Source organism: Hymenobacter cyanobacteriorum, assembly GCF_022631375.1.
GTDB classification, from domain to species: Bacteria; Bacteroidota; Bacteroidia; order Cytophagales; family Hymenobacteraceae; genus Hymenobacter; species Hymenobacter cyanobacteriorum.
In genome coordinates this window covers 105,081-122,944 of the sequence record NZ_JALBGC010000005.1, presented here as the reverse complement: position 1 = coordinate 122,944, position 17,864 = coordinate 105,081, and the positions used below count along the sequence as shown (strand labels likewise).

The window sequence follows — 17,864 nt, the reverse complement described above, 5'->3', positions numbered from 1 at the left end:
GACAATGGTGGTACGGTCGAATACTATACAGGAGCTAGCGGGTTTGCGGGAATCAACCAAGCCCTGACTTTGCCAACTTCGTCGGCGTCGTCGCTAAACCTGAATTTATATAATAACCTGTGGCTTAACGCAATTGCTAACAGTTCCATCACGCTGCCCAACCTTAATCTGCGCGTTTTCTCGGAACTGAAAGCAGGCACGGCCACTACCTACACCGGCGACGCCTACCTGAGCGGCGCGGCCAACGGCGACTCGCGCATCGGCTCGGTGCTGGTGCAAGCCGGCGGCCTGCACTTCAGCAATGGCACGGCCCGTAACCTAACGGTGGATAACAACGTGCAGGTGAACAGCGGCGCTACTTTCGATGCCAATGGCGGCGGCACCGCAGCCACCAACGCCATCACGGTGAGCGGCTCGATTGTGAACAACGGCACGCTGGACTTCCGCATCGGAACCGGCCTGGCGAACCTGACCTTCGTGGGTGCCACGAACAACACCCTGACCAGCGCCGGCACTCTGACCGACCTCTCGACGCTGACGGTTGACAAAGGCATAGGCCGTAGCGCGCTGCTGACGCTCGACGGCGCGGGTACGCTTACCACGCCCAGCAACGGCTGGCTAACGCTGACCAACGGCACGCTGAACTATACCAAGCCTGTGGCCGCCCCGCTGACTATCCACGATGGCGTGGCTACGCCCTACCTCATCACCGACAACGCCGGCCTGACGGTAAATGCCAACGGCGGCACCGTAACAGTGGCCACTAACAACAACGCCGCTGCCGACCTGCGCCTAGCCGGTGCTTTGCAAGTGCTGCAAGGCACCATGAACGTGGGCAACGCTGGCAACGTCGGCAACGACCTGGAGTATGCTAGCGCCGGTGCTCCTACCCTGAATGTGACCAATGGCAAGCTCTACGTGAACGGCCAGATTCGCCGCACGGTGAACAACCTCGACGGCTCGCTGCGCTTCGACCAGAGCGGCGGCACCATCGACATCGACGGCCAGGGCGCTACGGCAGCCCAGAACAATGAGCGCGGCCTGTTTGAAGTGCAGGGCCCAAAGAGCATTTTCCGCATGAGCGGAGGCACCATGAACCTGCACCGCTCCAACGGCCGGCCCACCATCGCGGCCGACCTGTACCTGGCGCCCGATTCGACGGTGGTAACCGGCGGCACGGTGGTGCTAGGCAACGTGGCCGCGGGCGTGGGCAACGTGACCATCAGCGTTGACTCGTCGGTGCCACTTTACGACCTGCGGGTTGAATCCGGGGCCAATAATACCAACACCGGCCTGCATACCGGCGTGTTGCCCCTGGCTCTGAAAGGCACACTGACCATCGGCAACGACAACTCCTATTTCAACGCCAACGGCTTGCCGCTGGACCTGTACCAGAACCTAGTAAACAACAACACTTCGGCCAGCCCGGCCCTGAACGTTGGCGGCTTCCAGCCCATCACGGCGGCACAAACGACCTCCTTCCTGGGTGGTGCGGCCACGCAACTCCTCACCGGTACGGCCAGCAACCTGACCGTATTCGGCAGCCTGACGCTGAACACGCCGCAAACAAATGGCACACTCCAGCTGGGCGGCAACGCGCTGACGGCCGGCACCCTGACCCTGACCAAGGGCACGCTCGACGACAACGGCAAAACCCTGACGGCGCTGGGTGACGTGCTGAACCTGGCTACTCACACCAGCGGCGGCCCCGGCACGGGCAGCCTGATTTTGGCCGGTACGACCAACCAAAACGTGGGCGGTAACGGCAAGGGCCGCTTCGGCAACCTCACGCTCAACAACGCTGCCGGCGCTACCACCACGGCCAACCAGGAAATCACCAAGGTACTGAACCTGACCAACGGTGTCTTCACCATCGGCTCGAACCTGCTGTGGCTGAGCAACCCGGCCGCTGGAGCCGTGACGGGCTTCGGCTCGGCGAAATACATCCGCACCAATGGCATCGTGGCCGACCTGGGCGTGCGCAAGAACTACCCGACCGGCGCGCAGAACTTCGTGTTCCCGCTGGGCGTGGCTGCCAAGTATACGCCCGTCACGATGAACGTGACGGCCAACTCGACGGCTGGCACCCTCACGGTGCAGCCCATCGACCTGCCGCATCCGTCGACGACCGACCCGGCAACGGGCACGCCCAATAAGCTCGACTTCTACTGGAAAGTGAGCAGCACGATGGGCGCCCCCACCGTGAGCATGGCATATGCCTACAACACGGCCGATGTGATAGGAATTGAGTCTACGTATAAGCTTGGTCGCTTCTACAACGGCGCTTGGACGCCCACCGGCGGCATCGTAGGCAGCACCGTAGATGTTGTGAACCACACGCTGAATGTGAATGGCTACACCGGCACCGCCGGTAGCATCGATGGCGACTACACCGGCGGCGACGCCACCGAGTTTGCTAAGGTGTTCACTTACTATAGCCGTAACGCTACGGCCGGCCTGGCCGGCGGTGCGCCCTGGAACAGCGCTAGCACCTGGACATACAACGCCGACGGTACCGATTCGACGCCCATGCCCGTGGCATTCCCCACGCTAGCCAACCCGGTTACCATCCAGAGCGGCCACTTGGTAACGGCCGCGACAAACAGTAACGAGGCCGCCAGTCTCAATCTGCTGGGCATCCTCGACCTAGGCCCTTACGTTGCAAACAATTTCAGCACCATCACGGGCACGGGGACGCTGCGCATCGGGTCGGCCATTTTCCCGGCTGGCAACTACGCCAACTTCGTGGCAGCCAACACCGGCACGGTAGAATACACCGGCGCCGCACAGCTGCCCGCTCGCGACACGTACAACAACCTGCTCTTGTCGGGTGGCACGACCAAGCTGCTGAGCAACCTCGACCTGACCATCAACGGCACGCTTAACGTAACAGCCGGCACGCAGGTCGACAACCCCAGCAACCAGAATCTGACCCTGACTTCGGCCGCGAGCGGTGCCACTATCAACGGCACGTTCAACCTGTTCGACGGCAATCTGACCGTGGGCTCGTCGCTCACGAGCGGAGCCGGTGGCACCCTGAATCTGGGGTCGGGTACGGTAAGCACTGGCACCACGCTGGCGACGCTCAGCGGTGGCCGCATCAACCAAGGCTCGGGCCTGGTACAGGTTGGCACTGTGTTCAACAACGCCGGTACGTACAAGGCCAGCGCGGGCCGCACGGTGGTGGAGACCGACTTCAACAATACCGGCACGTACAGCGCCTCGACGGGCGACCTGCTGGTGCGCGGCAACACGACCAACGGCGCCTCGGGTGAGTTCACGGCGGGCAGCGGGGTAGTGGACATGAACGGCACCTTCACCAATGTTGGCACGTACACGGCCACTACCAACAACATTATGCGCGTGAGCGGCGACTTCGTGAACCAGGCAGGCGGCAGCTTAGATGCCGCTAACTCCAACGTAATCCTGCGGGCCAACTTCACCAACCAGGGCAACTTTACGCCTGGAACCAGCCTGGTACAGTTCATCACCGACGTGAACCGGATTATTACCGGCACCACGTACTTCTACGACCTGCAGAAGCTGGGCACGAGCAACCTGACTTTTGGCCCAAACACCGATGTACACGTGGGCGACCTGATGACCATTAAGAACAGCTACATCTTCACCGGCACGTCGAACAACAACATTCTGTACCTCGACAACGGCGCCATTCAGCCGATTGTGGGCAACACGCTCACCTCGTACGTAATTGGCCGCCTGGCCATGCGTCTGCCTAACGAAGCCGGCAACAGCCGCGTGTTCCCGGTAGGCGCTGGTCAACGCTACCGGCCGGTTACGATTAAGAACGTGGGCGGCTCGTCCGGGGCCGTGGTTCTGGTGGAAATCATCAATGGTAAGGCCCCTGGTGCCGCCGACAATACCACCATCACGAACTTCTCGGCCAACCGCTATTACCGCATCCAGACGTTGATAGGTACCGTCACCAACCCCACCATTCAGCTGAGCTTCAACACCGATGTGGTAGACGAACAAGTGAACGTGCCGGGCAACCTGCGCGTGGCCAAAGCTTCGGGGCCGCTCGGCGTGAGCACCATGTGGGCTTCGGCGGGTGGTGCCGGCGTGTACTCGCCTGATGCGCCTCGCGGCTACACCATCTCGGCAGCTAACCAGACGGTGATTAACGGTAACTCGTTCTTCGTATTGGCCTCGACCAACGCCGTCGATAACCCCCTCACCGGTGTGACTCCGCTGCCCGTGACGCTCGTTAGCTTCTCGGCTACCCGTCAAGGTTCGGCCGTGCAGGCATCTTGGGCCACGGCTTCGGAAAAGAACAGCGCCTACTTCGTAGTGGAGCGCTCGGCCGACGGCCGCAGCTTCGGCGAAATCGCCCGCGTAGAAGCCAAAGGCAACAGCACGGCCCGCGTAGAGTACGGCTCGCTCGACCGCTCGCCCCTAGGTGGCATCAGCTACTACCGCCTGCGGCAGGTAGACCGCGACGGCACCACGGCTTATTCGAACGTGGCTACCGTGCGCTTCGAAGGCAAAACCGGTGAGCCGACTCTGGTTGCGTATCCCAACCCGGCTACCGACAAAGGCTTCCGCTTGGCTACTGCCAATCTGGCCTCGGCCAATGGCACGGTGCGCGTGATTGACAACGTGGGCCGCGTAGTGTTCACCCAGACCATCACGGCCGGTGCTGCCGAAGTTACCGTGCAGCCGGCCCAGCCCCTGGCCAGCGGCATGTACTTTGCCACTTGGACCACCGCCCACGGGGTGAAGCTGACCACTAAGGTTTCGGTGGAGTAAACACCGCCCGAATAAGAAAGAAAGCCCGGCTGCGCCTGCAGCCGGGCTTTCTTTCTTATTCAGCCACGTGGCTGCAGGCAGTTACGGGGCTTATTGGACCGGGACAGCGGCTACTCTGCCAACCGCGGCGCTATCAGCCACGGATGTGGCCGTGGCCCATTTTCGGCGGCAGCGGCTATCTAGAAGCTTGTGCAGGTGCACTTTATCGCCAACGACGGGCGGAGCCTTCCTACTCCGCGCCGCTGCGGGGTAGCCCGCACACGTGGCGCATGGCTAAACTCGGGGGCAGCTAGCCGGCTCCTGCAGGGATTGGACCACGGCACTGCTCGTGGTTAATAGTGAAGTCTGGCAGCCTGGGCGCACTGTTCACCCTAGTGATGGAAGTCAGCGCGCTGCTGCTCACCTACCGCGGCCCCTGCGCCGCAACAGCGGCGCGCAAATACTCGCTCGCACCGGGCTCGGTTAATGCGGAGGTAAGCGAAGCGGCTTTCAGCTTTGCCTGTTCATGCGCGAACACAGCAGCGTCACCAACTTGGCCGGACGCCTTGCACCGCACTGCAGCTATTCAAGCAATTAACCCGGCCACAGTGGCACCCAGCGCACACCGGACGGCCCCTTAGGATGGCGCTGGCATTAGAATACCAGCACCGTCGCGCTGGCCCGAGCCACTGCAAGCCTTCATTTGGCGGCACAAGTCTGGCTTCCTACGTACCGGATGGGACGTCGCTACCCGACATGCGTGCAGTCAGCAAGGCTCGGGGCATCAAGGCGCACATTACCGGCAGACTTATGGCCGGTAGCGGCACGATGTTCGACCTACCGGCCAGTACAACCCGCAGTGCACTTGCAGCTGATAATCGTTTCCGCTTCTTTCTGGTACCATACTACTGCCACTTCGGGCGTAGTACGCCAAATCATTCTCGTCACCCAACTGCAAGTGGGACGGCTCAGTACCATACTGGTTCTGGCCAGGACCGGATGCCTGCGTGCGCCGCGCAGGCTTTTACTATATGGCAGGGTACCGTCGCTAACAGAAGCGTTTTTCAGCCGGCGAAGCTACGTAGAGCCCTGCCGGACGATGAGCGGCAGTGTCAGGATTCATGTGCAGCAAAAAGCCCCGCCCGGAAATCCGGGCGGGGCTTTTTGTGTTTGCCTTGCTCTAGCTGGTTAATTCTTCTCGATGCGACGGATGGCGACATCGTTGCCCTGGCGCACTTCGAGTAGGTACACACCGCTGGCCAGAGAAGCCGGCAGGCGCAGCACATGGTCGGCCCGCAGGGTGACGGGAGCCAGTACCAGGCGGCCGGTCAGGTCGCGCAGCGCCACCGTGGCCGGAGCCGTGGTGGGCAGCTCCACCATCATGCGGTCGGTGGCCGGGTTAGGATACACCGCCAAGCCCGGCAGGGCATTGGCCGCCAGCGTGGCCGACACCAGGTTGAACGGCGTGGCGCCGGTAGCCGTGCCGCCCGGTGTCGTCACCGAAATCAAGCCTGACACGCTGCCCGTGCCGCTGGGCACCACAAAGGTGATAGTTGTGGCATTCACCACGGTGAAATTCGTGACCGTGAAGGTGCCGATTTGCACGGCCGTTGCTCCCGTCAGGTTTGTGCCCGTAACCGTCACGGTAGCCCCAGGGCCGCCCGACGTGGGCGTGAAGCTGGTGATGGTGGGGACAGCCGGAGCCGTGTAATTGGTAATGGTGATGTCGTCGACGTTGATGCGCGAACCAGTACCTGCGGTCGTGTTGGTGTTGCTGATGCGCAAGCGCACGTTGCCGGCCTGGTTCACCGTGAAGCTGTATGGCGTGAGCGTAGTGCTCAGGGCCGTGGGCGCGCCCGGCACGACGGAGTACGACGTACCACCGTTGGTCGAGATTTCGAGCACGAACGAAGTCGCTGCATCGTTGCCGTACATGGCTGCGTTCAGCGTAATCACACCGGCACCAGTGGGCTTGTCGAAGTTCATGGCAATCGAACCGCCGCGGATGCGTGCCCCCTGAATCTGATTCACTTTATCGTTGAACTGGTTGCCGATGAGAGCGTCGGTGAAAGTCCAGTCGCCGCTGCGCAGCGTCACGGTAGCGGCGGCATAAGCCGTTTTGGTGCCCTGCTCAAAATCCTCGAACGCAACCGTCGTGGCCGGAGCTACCACCAGGAACGACAGGGCAGCCGACGTACCGCCGGCGTTGGTAACCGTGATGGGGTACGTGCCCGCGGCGGGTACACCAGCGGCCGGAATCGTCACGGTGTAGGCCGTGCCCGAGGAGCCCACCACCGTACCGGTGTAGGAAGCCCCGTTAAAGTTGACCGTGGTGCCGGCCGTCAGGTTCGTGCCGTTAATCGTCAGCGTAAAGCCTGTGCCAGCTAGGGCCCGGGCGGGCGTGAAGCCGGTAATCGTGGGCGCGGGGGGCGCGGTAACGGTGAACGTAGCAGCTGCCGAAGTCCCGCCCTGGTTGGCCGACGGGTTGGCCACCGTTACATTGTAGGTACCGGCGGTAGCAATAGCCGAAGCCGGCACGGCGGCCGTCAGCTGCGTAGCCGAAACAAACGTCGTGGTCAGGGCTGTGCCGTTGAAGCTAACCACTGAGCCGCTGAGGAAGCCAGTGCCGTTCACTGTGAGGGTGAACGCTGCGCCACCAGCCACCGCCGTGGCCGGGCTCAGGCTCGTGATGGTGGGCGCGGGCAGCGTCACGGTGAAGCTGGCAGTGCTGGTGGCCGTGCTGGCCGGCGTAGTTACGGCAATGGGGCCGCTGGTAGCGCCCGCGGGCACAGTGAAGGTGATGGTAGTGCTGTTTACCACCGTGAAGCCCGTGATGGCCACGCCGTTCAGCGTCAGAGCCGTGGCTCCCGTGAAGTCGGTACCCGTAACGGTTACCGTGGTGCCAGCCGTGCCGCTGGTGGGCGTGAAGTTCGTAATCGTGGGGGCTGCGACGGCCGCAACCGGCGCGAAGGCCACGCCCCGGAAGGCCGTGTTGGCAGTGTTGCTGGCCACGGCATTTGGCATGGCAGACAGCGTGGGCGCCGCATTGTAGCCCGACGCATCGCTGAGCACAAACAGGCCGGTGGGGCTAGTGGCCACCAGCCCTACCGTGGTACCGTTGGTAGTGCCGTCGAGGCCGCGCACCTGCACCGTAGCCGAGCTGGCAATGATGCCGTTGAACGTCCAGGAGCCGCCCACTAGGCTCCACTTCTGAATGCCGCCGGTAGCGCCGGCGTCGTCAGCCACGTAGGCCACGTCTACGCCAACTACCGTAGTGCTCAGGTCGGCGAAGTAGTAGCCGTAGGGGCTGTTGTTTGGGGTAATGCCGTTAACGGACGCAGTGGAGTTGAAGCCGGTCAGGCCCGTTACCGACTGGCCGGCCGTGGAGGGCAGTCCGCTGCCGATTTGGCTGATGCGGTTGTAGGTGCTGGTTGCCGTCGACAGATAGAGGTTGCCCCCGGCAATGTTCAGAACACGGCTTGTGAAGGTGGCCGTCGTGAGCTGGGTGGGAGCGAAGCCGTTCAGCGCAACATAGTGCACCCCTGCTGGCGTCCCGGTGCCGGTAGCGTAAAAAGCGGTGCCGTCAACCGAAGCGACCGACCGGGGCGAACCGCCGCTGAAGGCGCCACCCAGGCTGGTAGCCGTATTCACTGCTCCATTGGCGCCAACCAGTCCAATCACCCGCGCATAATCGGTAGTGGCCGAAGTGCTGATGCCGCTGATGCCGGGTACGGCTCCGTAGCCCGTCAGCACCAGAGCCTGCCCATCGGCAGTGCGGGCCAAGGCCAACTCGGCCGTCGAGGTTCCATTGACCGTGAATGCCCGGTTGTTGCCGCTCACGGCCGTAGGCATAGCAACCGTCTGCACCAGCATGCCCGCCGGCGTGTACTCATCCAGAAAAACCGCCGTTGAGGCCGAGCTCAGCGGCGCGGCGCCATCGCCCACCCGGGCAATAACGATATTGCCAGGGGTGAAGGGAGCCGCGACTGCCGCCGCGGGCCGCAGCAGCACCTGGACCATCAGGCCCAGTAATAATCCCAATCGATAAAAACACTTCATTGGTGGTTGTGGAAATTGGTGAGAGGAAAAACCTAAACATGGGTCAAGCCCACGCCAAAGGTACGTTCCCGGGCTTTACGCGAGGCACCCCTGGCTCGATTAATACGGCGGACTGGAGCAATGGCTGGCTATTACATTTTCTTCCCGGTTGGTAAAGTAATTTCGAAGCGCCCGCGTCTGTTTAGGCAGAATGAATGCCATGACTCTTTCGCTCCCCTCCTCCCTCGCGCCGATGACGGCTTCGCAGCAAGACCAGCAGATTGCCGAAGCCGTGCGCCAGCAGCGGCCCCGGCTGCTGCAGTTCATCCGGCGCCGCATTCCCGACGAAGCCGAGGCCGAAGACCTCCTCCAGGACGTTTTCGCCGAACTCGTGGAGAGCTACCGGCTGCTCAAGCCCGTGGAACAGGCCGCGGCCTGGCTGTTCCGGGTGGCCCGTAACCGCATCACCGACCTGTACCGCCGCAAGCGCCCCGTGAGCCTCGAAGCGGCTTTCGGGGCGGCCGAGGCCAGCGACGACGGCGAAGGCCTGCTGCTGGCCGACCTGCTGCCCGCCCCCGACGACTCGCCCGAAAACCGCCTGCTGCGCGAAACCCTTATGGAAGCCCTGGCCGATGCCCTGGCCGAACTGCCCGCCGCCCAACGCCAGGTGTTTGTGTGGCACGAGTTGGAAGACAAAACTTTCCGCGAGATGGAGGAGGAAACCGGCGTGCCGCTCAAAACCCTCATTTCGCGCAAGCATTACGCCGTGCTGCACCTGCGCAAGCGCCTGCAAGCGCTTTACACTGAATTGTTCACCGACTAACTGGTGAAGTAGTGAGTAGCGAGATGGTGAGCAAGCATTCTGCCCTCATTGCAATCCTCGCCACCGCACTGCTCGCCGTTTCGCCATTTCACTATCTCACCTATCATGGACCGTAAATTCTGGCTGCTGCGCGGCCTTCGCTTCTTCTTTTTCGCGGCGCTGTTCATCACCGTTGCAGGTTTTGCCACCCAAGCCCTCTGGAATTGGCTGATGCCGGCCCTGTTTCGCCTGCCCACCATCACGCTGGGCCAAACGTTTGGCCTGCTGCTGCTCAGCCGCATTCTCTTCGGCGGTTTTCGGGGTGGCCGGCCCGGCGGCTGGGCCCGCAAGCGCCGCGAGTGGCAGCAGCGCATGGCCGGCCGCCTCGAACACCTCAGCCCCGAAGCGCGCGAAAAGTTTCGGCAGCAGATGCGCAGCCGCTGCGGGGCTGGCTGGGGCCGCCAGCCCGAACCGTCGGCCACGCCGGCCACACAGCAACCGGCCTAGCATGTGCCGAAGCACGGAAAAGGCGCGGTCTCAATAGGGGCGGCGCTTTTTTTATGCTCCATAGGCCCTATGCGCTTCGCTACTCCAGGCACCTACCAAATGAGTGAAAAAAACAAGTAGCAGCAGACTGCACAACTGCCAGAACGCTACCACAGAACTTCTCAATCAGCACTACTGAAGTAGCCATGTGAGTAACCATTAGACAATTTCATTTTGCACTAAGTTTATTTTTTTTATTCTCATTACGATATAATTTTATCCCATTGGCAAGCCCCTGCAGTTCAACTGCGGGGGCTTTTTCGTTTGGTCGTCTCAATTTTGTGCCATTTTATTGTTTTAATCCCAGATTAAACGTGAATTTTTTTCGAAAAAAATTTGCAAGGAATGTAAAGCACGCGTATGTTTGCATCGTTCAAAAAATAATTCAATTAGTGCAAATCAATATGCTACCCTCCCGCCCCTCCGCTGTTGCTGCCGCCATTGTGCTGCTTTTTGCCGGGCTGCCTGGCCGGGCTCAGTACGCATTCAACAGTGTGGCCCGGCCCGTACCGGCCGCTGCCGGCCACGACCCCGAGGAAAACCCCAAAACCACCCCCTATAAAACCGTGCACGGCGTGGTGCAGAGCCGGCAAGGCGTACTGCCCGGGGCCACGGTTTGGCTGCACGGCTCTCGCACGGTGGTAGTTACCAATGCCGAAGGTGAATTTGAGCTGCGCGTGCCCGCCAATGCCCAGGTAATTGAACTGACCTGCGGCTACGCCGGCCTGCAAGACGAGGTATTGCGCGTAGCCCCCGCACAGGCCCTAGGCTCGGTGTACCTGCTGCGCCCCCACACTATCAAATAACCACTTGCTGACCAATTGCTCCCACGCTCATTCTCGCCTTTTTTCTGCACTTCCTACACCCACCTTTTTCTGCAAAACCCACGCTCACATCCACCTTTCTTTTCTGCAAACCACACTCTCTTGAAAAAACCCCTGGCTGACTAAGACCAGGGGTTTTTCGCCCATTGCGCCAGCCAGCTTTCGGGTCCGCAACTGGTTTACTAACTGCCCGCATTGAACGCGAAAACCACCGGGTTGGGCTAAATCACCTGCCTCACTGCATGCTGCGAAATGACCTTTGCAGCGCTTCATATGCCACCTTTTTAGCTGTTATTCCTATGCGTACTGCCCTGCTTTTCCTGGCTACGGCCTGCCTGGCCGCTGTTTCGCCGGCCGCCAATGCCCAAGCCCTGCTGGCGAGCAACGCTGCACATTCGGCCGCAACCTACACCGCACCCACCGAGCCAACGGTGGTGATTGTGGGCCACATCGCCAACCCCGACGGGCCGCTGCCCGGCGCTGTTGTGACGCTGGTGAGCACCAAGCAGATGGCGGTAACTAATTCCGAAGGCGAGTTTCAGTTTGTGGTGCCGGCCAGCACCCGCACGCTGCAAGCCGTGGTGTCGTTTGCCGGCTACGCCGATGAGCGCCTCACCCTGAACACCGACGACGCCGAAGCAACCGCCACGCTGGCCGATGAGCAGAATGTGCCGCTGGCACGCCGCCAGCAGCTTAAGTTTTACCTGAAAACGGCCCGCAAAGAAGCCCGGCACGACTTGCGCGAAGTGCGCCGCAACATGCGCTAGCCACTACGCCACCGAAAGCACCGCTGCCGTAGCGGCCCGAACGCAAAAATCCCCAGCCATCCGGGCTGGGGATTTTTTGATTTAAACCGGAGGCTACCTTATAGCTTCACGTCCTGGCTGTTATCCTTCTGCACCCGGTCGATGAACTCGTGGTAGGGGTCGACGGCGACTTTGGCGGGCTCGCGGGCGGTGATGAACTCGAACTTGTTGTCGCCGGCGTGCAGGCGGCGCTTGGTGAGCAGCAGCGGCGGCACGGGCTTTTTATCCTTGCCGGGGGTGGCAAACACGGCTAGCGGCAGGTAGTCGTTCAGGGCCACGGGGCGCTCGGTGCCGAGGCTGTCGGCCAGCAGCTTCTTGCTGTTCACGGTGAAGTTGACCTGGAACCGGCCGTTGGGCAGCTTTTTCACGGCTGCATCGGTAATGCGGTTTTCGTAGAGCGTGATGCGGTCGAAGAGGTCCGTGACCATGTTCTGGAGCGAGTCGGGGGCGACTTTGCGGAATTCGGCCACCAGCGCGGGGGCCGTGGTGTAGGGCGCGGTTTCGAAGCGGTGCTGAGCCAGGAAGCTGTGCAGCGCCTCGTTCACTTTGGCTTCGCCGAGGTAGTCCTGCAAGGCGTACATCACCACCGAGCCCTTGCGGTAGTGGATGTAGCCCTGGTTTTCGACCTTGGCCAGCGGCACTTCCTTCTTGCGCTCGAAGGCGCGGCCGCGCAGGTAGCTGTTCAGCTCGTAGTCGAGGAACTTGCCCATCGTGTAGGCACCGTAGTGGTGCTTCATCACCATCAGGGCCGAGTATTGGGCCATGGTTTCGACGAGCATGGTTTCGCCCTGCACGTTGCCGCCGGCTACCTGGTGGCCCCACCACTGGTGCGCCACCTCGTGGGCCGTCACGTAGAACGGGTAGTCGATGTCCTCGGGGTCGGTGGGGTCGACTTTGGCGATGAAGCCGATGCTTTCGGAGAACGGAATGGTACCCGCGAAACTCTGGGCGAAGCTGGCGTATTTCGGAAATTCTAGAATACGCACCTGCGTGTGCTGGTAGGGACCGAAGTTCTTGGTGTAGTAGGCGAACGACTCCTTCACGGCCTGGACCATGGTTTTCAGGTTATACTCGTGGCCGGGCTGGTAGTAGATTTCGATGGGCACCGTGCGGTGGCCGGCCGAGTCCTGCCACGCATCCTTGTACACCTTATAGCGCGCTGAGAGGAAGGTATAGAAGTTGAGCATGGGCTGCTCCATCTTATACTGGAAGTAGTGGCGGTTGCCCTTGGTCCAGTCCTTAATGAGACGGCCGGGAGCCACGGCCAGCTGGTCGGCGCTGGTGCTGAGGGTGGTTTCGAAGCGAATCCAGTCGGCATCCTGGCTCAGGCCCATGTTCTGGCGGGCGGCCAGGTCGGTGGCCGGGGCCATGCGGTCCTTGGGCTTCAGGCCGTTGCGCTTGCGCACGTCGTCGTCGCTCAGCTCGCCCTGCTCGCTGTAACCAATGGTGGGCAGGTAGGCCGCGCTGTTCATAAAGATGCCGTTCTGCACGATGTTGGTGTTGGAGCCGGAGTTGGGGAAGCCGGTTTCGCCGTAGTCGAGCACGGCGCGCATTTCGAGCGAGTCGCCGGAAGCCAGCGGCCGGGCCAGGCGATACAGGCGGAACTGGCCTTCGCCGAGCGTGGTGTCGTTGAGCACCAGCGTGGCGGCGGGGCTACCCAGCACCAGCTGGCGCACGCGGGCCGCGCCCGGCACCAGCAGAATCACGGTATCGAGGGGCCGGGCGTGGCGGTTTTTCAGCCAGAAGCGGCCGTCGATGTGCACCTGCCGGGTGGCGGGGTACAGGTCGGTTTGCAGGTTCACGGCCACCAGACGGGGCTGCGGCACGTCTTTGAAGCGGCGGTACTGCTGCTCGTAGCGCAACTGGGCTTTCTCCTGGGCTTTGGGCGTGGTGTAGTGGTTTTCGATGTTGGTGTTGTAGAAGATGAAGCTGCCGGTGCTTAGCATCACGAGCGCGCCCAGGCCGAGGGCAACCCAGGCGGGGCGGCCCCAGCGGCGGCCGGCTTCGGCCCGGCGGCGGGCGAAGGCCCCGTCGGTGCCACGCACCCAAAACAGGTTGGCCACCAGCGCCAGCAGAATGGCCGCGCCGGCCCAGTACAGCTTAAACCAGGTGAAGCCGGTGAGGAAATGCCCGTAGCCGTTCATGTCGGAGTAGGGCGTGCCGGGGTCGCCGGTGTAGTTGAGCAGCTGGTGGTTGAGCCCGAGCTGGCTCTGGAACAGCGTGACGAGGTAGTACACCAGCATCACGAAGTGGCCGAGGTACTTGTTGTTTACCATCACCTGAATGAGCATGGCCAGCACGCACAGCAGCAGGTAGTCAATCAGCTTGATGCCGAACAAAGTTTCGACGTACAGCCCCAGCTCGTAGTGGAAATAGCCTTTCAGCGTCTGGAGCAGCACGCCACACACGAGCACCACCGCCAGCAGCACCACCTGCACCAGCCCGAGGGCCGAAAGCTTACTCAGGAAAGGTACCCAGTTGGGCACGGGCAGGGCATCGGTAATCTGGCCGATACCGGCGTCGCGCTCGCGCCACACCAGCTCGCCGGCGTAGTAGGTGATGATGATGAGCACGAACAGTGCGAAGTTGCCGCTGAGCACGCCCACCATTTCGTTGGTGACGGGGTAGGTGCTGGTGTCGTACATCTTGCCCACCTGCCAGCCCACGGTGAGCGTGAAAATGACGCCCGCGCCCACAATGGCCGCGAAATATACGCTGCGCACAATACCCCGAAACTCCAGCTTCGTCAGGCTCCAGTACTGGCGCAGGCTCATGCCGGAGCTGAACAGCTGCGTGACGCGCGGCAGCACCAAACGCCCGCCCATCGGCGCGGCCACGGCATCGGCCAGGGCAGCAGCGGCGCGGCTTTTCTTCGACGGGGCTTTATCCGAAGCGAAGGCCGAGAAGTGGAAGCGGACGTAGCACAGCGCCAGCAGCAGCGCGCCCACACCCAGCCAGAAGGCCCGGTTCAGCACTACGTACTGGCTGAGGGGCGTGAGCAGGGTGTTTTTCTCGGCGGCGGTCCAGTAGCGGGTGGTGTAGTAGATGGCGCCCGAGCCGAAGGTATCGAGCATGGCGGCCAGGGTGGTGTTGTCGAGGTCGCTCAAAAACGACTGCGAAATCAAATACGCCACCAGCACCACCACCGAGCCGATGTAGGTGCTCAGGATGTTGCGCGTGAGCGTGGCCATGGTGAAGAAAATGGCTCCCGTGAAAAACAGGTTCGGCAGCACAAACAGCAGGTAGGGCCACAGGTAGTAGCTCGCGTGGAAAGGGCCGAACTTGGTGGCATCGACGCCCGGCAGGAACTGGCCTAGCAACAGCCCCAGGGCAATGCCGCTGAATACCAGCGCGCAAATCACGAGCGAGCCCAGGAAACGCCCGCCCAGGTAGCCAAATTTGCTGATGGGCTTGGTGTAGAACAGCGAGAACGTGCGGTGCTCGAAATCCCGATACACCGGGTTGCCCATGATGGCCGAGGTGATGATGACGCCGAACAGGCTCAGCACTACAATGGCCCCGCTGATGGAATGCGGCGAGTTGATGTGTACGTGCGCGCCGTCGGCGCTGAGGCTGACTTTGGTGCCGGAGCCGAAGATGCCGCCGGCGGCGGCCGTCACCAGTGCGCCCATGAGGGTGAGAATGATGAAATAAATCCACGTGGCCGGGCGGCGCAGGCGGTATTTCAGCTCGAAAAGAAAAATGGGGAGGAACATGAGTGCAGAAGGTGGAAGGTTGGTCGAGGTAGAGACGCGACACTTCGCGTCTCAGCATTGGACGATGATGGCAGAACGGTTTGCTGGCGGCGCGAACGCCGAGACGCGAAGTGTCGCGTCTCTACCTCGTTCTAAGCCGGCACTGCTTTACCTGACGGCTCCGTAATCTGCGCGAAGTAGACATCCTCCAAATCCGGGTTCACTTCCTCAAAACTGCCATCGGGCCGCGTGTCGCTCAGCACGTGCACGATGGTTTTGCCCGCGAACAGGCGCGAGCTGATAACGTGGTGCTCGGCCTGGGTGGCGTCTACTTCGTCCTTGCTCACCAGCTTGCGCCACACCTGGCCGCGCAGCTGCTCCACCACCGTGAGCGGGTCGCCGGTGAGGCGCACCTGGCCCTGGCTGATGATGGCCATGTTGCGGCACAAATCGGTCACGTCGCTCACGATGTGCGTGCTGAGGATGATGATGATGTGCTCGCCAATCTCACTCAGCAGGTTGTGAAAGCGGTTGCGCTCGGCAGGGTCGAGGCCGGCGGTGGGCTCGTCGACTATTATAAGTTTCGGGTTGCCAAGCAGGGCCTGGGCAATGCCGAAGCGCTGCTTCATGCCGCCGGAGTAGCCGCCCAGGTTCTTCTTGCGGGCGTTCCAGAGGTTGGTTTGCTGGAGCAGGGCCTCCACGATTTCCTTGCGCTCCTTGCTGTTGCCAATGCCCTTAAGCACGGCCAGGTGGTCGAGCAATTCCTCGGCCGATACACGGGGGTACACGCCAAACTCCTGGGGCAGGTAGCCCAGCACGCGGCGCACGGCGTCTTTATCGCGCAGCACGTCGAGGTCATCGAGCATGATGGTACCGGTGTCGGCATCCTGCAGGGTGGCAATGGTGCGCATCAGGCTCGATTTGCCGGCGCCGTTGGGCCCAAGCAGGCCGAACATGCCGGTCGGGATGTCGAGGCTGACGTTTTTGAGGGCTTGCACCCCGTTGGCGTATGTTTTTGATAGGTTGGCAATGGTGAGGGCCATTTTGACAGAAAAAAGGTGAGTGAAATCGAAGGAAATTATCGGCAGGACGGCAGCAACATATCCAGCCGCCCGGGCTTCGGATGCAAGAAACAACGGGAGCGTTGCTTAGGCCCGGGCGGCAGCCGCCGGAAATGGAAAAGGGTGAGCGGGTTAACTGATTCAAAGGTCAGCTAATTGCCTGCACCACGCCGCCCGAAAATGACAGCTTCGCCGTGCTTCGTGACGAACTGCGCCCGGACGCGGACCAACTGCGTTCGTCATTATTAGTTGAGGAAGGGCCGGGGCCGCCGGTAGTTTTGCCCCATGAATTTCTCCCAGTTTTTTCGGCACCGCGCCGCCCGGCACGGCCTCGTGTGGCTGCTGATTATCGGTTTCATTGCCCTCATGGCCTCGCTCGACCCGGCCAATTCCTGGGAGAAGGTGCGCTACAACGCCGTGCTGCTGGCGGTGCTGGCGGCGGCCATTTATGCCCACTACGCGCTGCTGACGCGCTTTTTTGAGCGTGGCCACTACGGGGCGTACGCCGTGAGCGCGCTGGGGCTGGTGCTGGCGGGCGGGGCGCTGCTCGATGCGCTGAACCACGTGGCGCACATCGCCATCATCAACCAAACCGGCCAGCGCATTACCACGCCCTACCTGTATGGGCAGGCGGTGGGCAACGTCACGCTGGCGCTGGTGCTGGCCACAGTGGCGCGCTACGTGCGACGCGGCATCACCAGCCACTTCCAGATGCAGCAGCTGCGCGCCCTGCAGCTCGAAACCGAGCTCAGCCTGCTGAAAGCCCAGGTGAACCAGCACTTCCTGTTCAACACCCTCAACAACCTCTACGGCCTGAGCCTGGCCGCGCCCGACCAAATGCCCGAGGCCCTGCTGCAGTTGGCCGGGCTGATGCGCTACCAGCTCGACAGCTCGCGCCAGGCCACCGTGACGGTGGGCACCGAAGCCGAGTACCTGGCCAACTACATCGGCCTCGAAAAGCTGCGCCTGCGCGAAAACACCACCGTCGAATTCACCGCTGACCTGCCCCACCCCGACCGCCCGCTGGCCCCGCTGCTGCTGCTGCCGCTGGTAGAAAACTGCTTCAAGCACGCCATAGACCCCAGCGGCGACAACGTCATCCGCATCCACCTCACCCAAACCAACACGGGCCTGACACTGCGCACCGGCAACAGCATTCCGGCGCAGTTCCGGCCGGCGCCTTCGGGGCTGGGGCTGCCTACCTTGCGGGCCCGGCTGGCGCAGTTCTACCCCGGCAACCGCCACCGCCTGGCCGTGGAAGCCAGCGATACGTTTTACGCCGCCAATTTGCAGCTGGTGCTGTAGCGCGGACTTTGTAGTCCGCGTTTTCGCGTTATTCAAAC

At 62.0% G+C, this 17,864-nt stretch carries 9 protein-coding genes; 6 read left to right on the top strand and 3 right to left on the bottom strand.

The window, feature by feature from the left end; translation table 11 throughout:
* Nucleotides 1-825 precede the first annotated feature (825 nt).
* Nucleotides 826-4,770, top strand: coding sequence for a beta strand repeat-containing protein (locus tag MON38_RS23015; protein WP_422388756.1), 3,945 nt, complete (start codon nt 826-828; stop codon nt 4,768-4,770).
* Nucleotides 4,771-5,937: 1,167 nt separating this feature from the next.
* Here MON38_RS23015 and MON38_RS18355 read toward each other — a convergent pair.
* Nucleotides 5,938-8,808 (bottom strand): IPT/TIG domain-containing protein, encoded by a 2,871-nt coding sequence (locus MON38_RS18355; RefSeq protein WP_241937619.1) that lies wholly within the window; start codon nt 8,806-8,808, stop codon nt 5,938-5,940.
* A 199-nt stretch (nt 8,809-9,007) separates the two neighbouring features.
* Between MON38_RS18355 and MON38_RS18350 the strand changes: the two genes are divergently transcribed.
* The 4 genes from MON38_RS18350 (at nt 9,008) to MON38_RS18335 (ending at nt 11,726) form a co-directional block, all read left to right on the top strand.
* Entirely contained in the window at nt 9,008-9,610 is a 603-nt protein-coding gene (locus tag MON38_RS18350) for an RNA polymerase sigma factor (protein ID WP_241937618.1), read from the top strand.
* Between the two features lie 105 nt (nt 9,611-9,715).
* Nucleotides 9,716-10,096 carry a hypothetical protein gene (locus MON38_RS18345; protein ID WP_241937617.1) on the top strand — a complete coding sequence of 127 codons (381 nt, stop codon included), beginning with the start codon at nt 9,716-9,718 and terminating at the stop codon, nt 10,094-10,096.
* Between the two features lie 443 nt (nt 10,097-10,539).
* A complete protein-coding gene (locus MON38_RS18340) occupies nt 10,540-10,941 on the top strand; it encodes a peptidase associated/transthyretin-like domain-containing protein (protein WP_241937616.1) in 402 nt (133 codons plus the stop codon).
* Between the two features lie 317 nt (nt 10,942-11,258).
* Nucleotides 11,259-11,726, top strand: coding sequence for a carboxypeptidase-like regulatory domain-containing protein (locus tag MON38_RS18335; RefSeq protein ID WP_241937615.1), 468 nt, complete (start codon nt 11,259-11,261; stop codon nt 11,724-11,726).
* A gap of 98 nt (nt 11,727-11,824) precedes the next feature.
* On the opposite strand, the gene MON38_RS18330 is transcribed toward MON38_RS18335, so the two are convergent.
* Nucleotides 11,825-15,481, bottom strand: coding sequence for a M1 family aminopeptidase (locus MON38_RS18330; RefSeq protein WP_241937614.1), 3,657 nt, complete (start codon nt 15,479-15,481; stop codon nt 11,825-11,827).
* Between the two features lie 131 nt (nt 15,482-15,612).
* Nucleotides 15,613-16,503 (bottom strand): ABC transporter ATP-binding protein, encoded by an 891-nt coding sequence (locus tag MON38_RS18325; protein WP_241937613.1) that lies wholly within the window; start codon nt 16,501-16,503, stop codon nt 15,613-15,615.
* A 303-nt stretch (nt 16,504-16,806) separates the two neighbouring features.
* Between MON38_RS18325 and MON38_RS18320 the strand changes: the two genes are divergently transcribed.
* Complete coding sequence (locus tag MON38_RS18320) at nt 16,807-17,826, top strand: sensor histidine kinase (RefSeq protein ID WP_241937612.1); 1,020 nt, start codon at nt 16,807-16,809, stop codon at nt 17,824-17,826.
* The last annotated feature ends 38 nt before the right edge of the window (nt 17,827-17,864 follow it).

Excerpts from the sequence above, each read along its gene's own strand:
- MON38_RS23015 (WP_422388756.1), top strand. The coding sequence starts at position 826 with ATGAACGTGGGCAACGCTGGCAACGTCGGCAACGACCTGGAGTATGCT.
- MON38_RS18355 (WP_241937619.1), bottom strand. The coding sequence starts at position 8,808 with ATGAAGTGTTTTTATCGATTGGGATTATTACTGGGCCTGATGGTCCAG.
- MON38_RS18350 (WP_241937618.1), top strand. The coding sequence starts at position 9,008 with ATGACTCTTTCGCTCCCCTCCTCCCTCGCGCCGATGACGGCTTCGCAG.
- MON38_RS18345 (WP_241937617.1), top strand. The coding sequence starts at position 9,716 with ATGGACCGTAAATTCTGGCTGCTGCGCGGCCTTCGCTTCTTCTTTTTC.
- MON38_RS18340 (WP_241937616.1), top strand. The coding sequence starts at position 10,540 with ATGCTACCCTCCCGCCCCTCCGCTGTTGCTGCCGCCATTGTGCTGCTT.
- MON38_RS18335 (WP_241937615.1), top strand. The coding sequence starts at position 11,259 with ATGCGTACTGCCCTGCTTTTCCTGGCTACGGCCTGCCTGGCCGCTGTT.
- MON38_RS18330 (WP_241937614.1), bottom strand. The coding sequence starts at position 15,481 with ATGTTCCTCCCCATTTTTCTTTTCGAGCTGAAATACCGCCTGCGCCGC.
- MON38_RS18325 (WP_241937613.1), bottom strand. The coding sequence starts at position 16,503 with ATGGCCCTCACCATTGCCAACCTATCAAAAACATACGCCAACGGGGTG.
- MON38_RS18320 (WP_241937612.1), top strand. The coding sequence starts at position 16,807 with ATGAATTTCTCCCAGTTTTTTCGGCACCGCGCCGCCCGGCACGGCCTC.